Origin of the sequence: Streptomyces sp. SID14478 (genome assembly GCF_010548525.1) — a bacterium.
Lineage (GTDB): Bacteria > Actinomycetota > Actinomycetes > Streptomycetales > Streptomycetaceae > Streptomyces.
The window spans coordinates 1-2,863 of the sequence record NZ_JAAGMG010000926.1 but is presented as its reverse complement, the minus strand read 5'-3'; the positions used below and the strand labels follow the sequence as shown (position 1 = coordinate 2,863).

5 protein-coding genes are annotated in these 2,863 nt (G+C 72.2%); 2 read left to right on the top strand and 3 right to left on the bottom strand.

Features of this window, described 5'->3' with window-relative positions; genetic code table 11:
* A partial coding sequence (locus G3I40_RS30200; protein ID WP_164305804.1) for an enoyl-CoA hydratase/isomerase family protein occupies positions 1-218 on the bottom strand: 218 nt, incomplete at its 3' end.
* A gap of 69 nt (positions 219-287) precedes the next feature.
* Here G3I40_RS30200 and G3I40_RS30195 point away from each other — a divergent pair.
* Together G3I40_RS30195 and G3I40_RS30190 are read left to right on the top strand one after the other, a co-directional pair.
* Positions 288-956 carry a DUF308 domain-containing protein gene (locus G3I40_RS30195; protein ID WP_164305803.1) on the top strand — a complete coding sequence of 223 codons (669 nt, stop codon included), beginning with the start codon at positions 288-290 and terminating at the stop codon, positions 954-956.
* Positions 957-1,085: 129 nt separating this feature from the next.
* A complete protein-coding gene (locus G3I40_RS30190) occupies positions 1,086-1,595 on the top strand; it encodes an ATP-binding protein (RefSeq protein WP_164305806.1) in 510 nt (169 codons plus the stop codon).
* 6 nt (positions 1,596-1,601) lie between these two features.
* On the opposite strand, the gene idi is transcribed toward G3I40_RS30190, so the two are convergent.
* Together idi and G3I40_RS30180 are read right to left on the bottom strand one after the other, a co-directional pair.
* A complete protein-coding gene (idi, locus tag G3I40_RS30185) occupies positions 1,602-2,195 on the bottom strand; it encodes an isopentenyl-diphosphate Delta-isomerase (RefSeq protein ID WP_164305802.1) in 594 nt (197 codons plus the stop codon).
* A gap of 116 nt (positions 2,196-2,311) precedes the next feature.
* The coding region (locus G3I40_RS30180) for an N-acetyltransferase (protein WP_239092026.1) at positions 2,312-2,863 on the bottom strand (552 nt) is incomplete at its 5' end.

The following is a 2,863-nucleotide window of genomic DNA, read 5'->3' as shown; positions in this document are numbered from 1 at the left end:
AGCGTGGAGATGTCCGCCCCGGCGCAGAAGGTGTCACCGGCGCCGGTCAGCACCAGGGCGCGTACCCCGGGGTCCGCCGCGAGCCGCCCGAGCAGCGCCGGCAGCGCCGCCCACATGGCGGCGGTCATGGCGTTGCGCTTGGCCGGGTGGTCGATGACGACGGTGGCGACGCCGTCGGTGACGGTGTGCGTGAGCCGCGGCGGGGACGAGGAAGCCATGCGCCGGATGCTATCCGCCGGTGTCGAACGTACGATCAAGAAGGGGTGTCCGCCGACAGGAGGCGCCCGATGACCGCAGACGACGCAGGTGCCGCGGGACCGCTGACCGGCAAGGCCACCGCCGACGGGCGGAGCCCCGCCCGTCAGCGCCGGAGACTGCACCGTGGCTTCGGCTGGATCGCCGCACTCGGCGGCCTGCTGGTGCTCGCGGGTGTGGTCGGCCTGTTCTACACGGCCTTCGCCACGTTGACCTCGATGCTGCTGTTCGGCTGGCTGCTGCTGATCGGTGGCCTCGTCGGACTGCTGCACGCGATCCAGTCGCGGGGCAGCAACTTCTTCTGGCTCGGTGTCGTGGTCGCCGCGTTGAACCTCGCGGCCGGGATCGTCGTCATCCGCCGCCCGGAGGGCACCGCGGAGGCGCTCACCATGTTCGCCGCGCTGCTGTTCCTGACCGGTGGCGTGTTCCGGCTGGCCGGCGGGCTCGTCGTCCGCGGGCCGCAGTTCGGCTGGACGCTGATCCAGGGAGCCTTCGGCATCCTGCTCGGCGTGCTCGTCCTCGGCAACTGGCCGCAGAGCAGCCGCTACGTCCTCGGCTGCTTCTTCTCGCTGGCGCTGCTCTTCGACGGCCTCGGCCTGCTCGCGACCGGTCTGGGCGGCCGCCGCATCGTGAACCTCGTACAACAAGCTGAAGAGCCCTCGAAAGAGGAACAACTGGGGCAAGAGCAGTCGCACAACTGACGCTGTCGTATGCCAACGATCAAATTCCGTCGATAGTCGCTGACTTCTGGTCAGTCATCCGGTATGGACCAGCGCATTCCCAACACTCGGAGGGTGGTGACAATCGAGCGCAAGGGCGGCGACCGGACGATGAGTGACGACGGGCTGGGGGCCCGCCCTCGTCTTCAGGGCGGTGGGGCGGCGGCGCCCCCGGCACATTCCCCCGGCGGGCCCCTGTCGTACGAAGGGGTCTGGCGGTTCACGGCGCAGGCGGTCGACGCCTCCGTGCCCCAGGCCCGCCGGGCGGTGCGCGAACTCCTCGCCCGGCAGGGCGTGCCCGCATCCGACGACCTGGTCCACGGGCTGCTCGTGATCGTCTCCGAACTCGTCACCAACGCGGTGAAGCACGCCGCCCTGCTCTCGCCGATGCTCGCCGTGGAGGTCGCCGTCGGCGCGGAGTGGGTGCGGGTGTCCGTCGAGGACGACCACCCCTATCGCCCCACCGCCCTGGAGGCGACCAGCGGGCAGACCGGCGGGCGCGGACTGCTGCTGGTCCGGGAGATCACCGCCGAGGCGGGCGGGGTCTGCGACGTCGAGCACACGGCGAGCGGGGGCAAGGTGATCTGGGCCGCCCTGCCCCTGCGGCCCCCCGTCACCTGACGGGGGTCACCAGCCCGCGGCCGGCCCCGTCAGCTCCCTGACCGCGGGCCGGGCCGCGTCGAGCACCGTCATGAACCATGCCGAGAACGGGTCCTTGGCATGCCGCTCGGCCAGCTCCGCGGCCGTCACGAACGCCGTCGCCCCGACCTCCTCCGGGTCCGCCTGCAGCGGCGCCTGCACCAGCCCCACGAACAGGTGGTTGAACTCCTGCTCCACCAGGCCCGATTCGGGGTCCGGGTGGTTGTAGCGCACGGTGCCGGCCTCCGCCATCAGTGACGGCGAGACGCCCAGCTCCTCGAACGTGCGCCGGGCTGCCGCCGCGAACGGGGCCTCGCCCGGGTACGGGTGCCCGCAGCAGGTGTTCGACCAGACGCCGGGGGAGTGGTACTTGCCGAGCGCCCGCTGCTGCAGCAACAGCCGCCCCTGCTCGTCGAAGAGGAACACGGAGAACGCTCTGTGCAACTGGCCGGGCGGCTGATGGGCGGCGAGCTTCTCCGCGGTGCCGATCGTCCTGCCGTCCTCGTCGACGAGTTCGAGCAAGATCGCTTCTCCGGTGCCGTTCGACGAACTGTTCGCCGCGGTGGCAGGTGTGGTCGGCATACCCATCCTTCGCTTCGGTCCTCGAACCCCAAGTCTGCCGTACGGGACGGACAGTCACCGCGCCCAGGGCCCGTCCGGCGGGTCATCGCGCCGGACGGGCCCCGGTCACCGGACCGTCAGACGCCGAACGCGGCCGGGTAGGCGATCGTGCCCCGCGGGACCGGTGCGGAACCGTCGGCCCGGCCGAGGACGAGCGCCATCATCGCCTCGTCGGGCACCTCGAAGGAGGGCCTGATGCCGTACGCGGACGCGGGCCCGAAGCCGAACCGCGGGTAGTACTCGGGGTGCCCGAGGACCAGCACCAGTCGCTCCCCACGTGCACGTGCCGCCTGCAGCACCGCGCGCACGACGGCCGAACCGGCGCCCGTGCGCTGGTACTGCGGCAGGACGGCCACGGGTGCGAGCGCCGCCGCGGGCGCGCCGTCCACCGTGCAGCGGGTGATGAGGGCATGGGCGGCCACGGTGCCGTCCGGCGCCTCCGCGACGTACGACAGACCGGTCAGCCAGGCATCCTCGTCGGCGCGCAGGGCGTCCACGAGATTCGCCTCGTCCGGGGTAGGGAAGGCCGCGGTGTTGACGCGGTGCACGGCTGCCCGGTCCGCGGCCGACTCGGGCCGCGTCGGCCACCGGGAAGCCGGCCGCAACACGTAGCCCGCGCACGCGTGCGC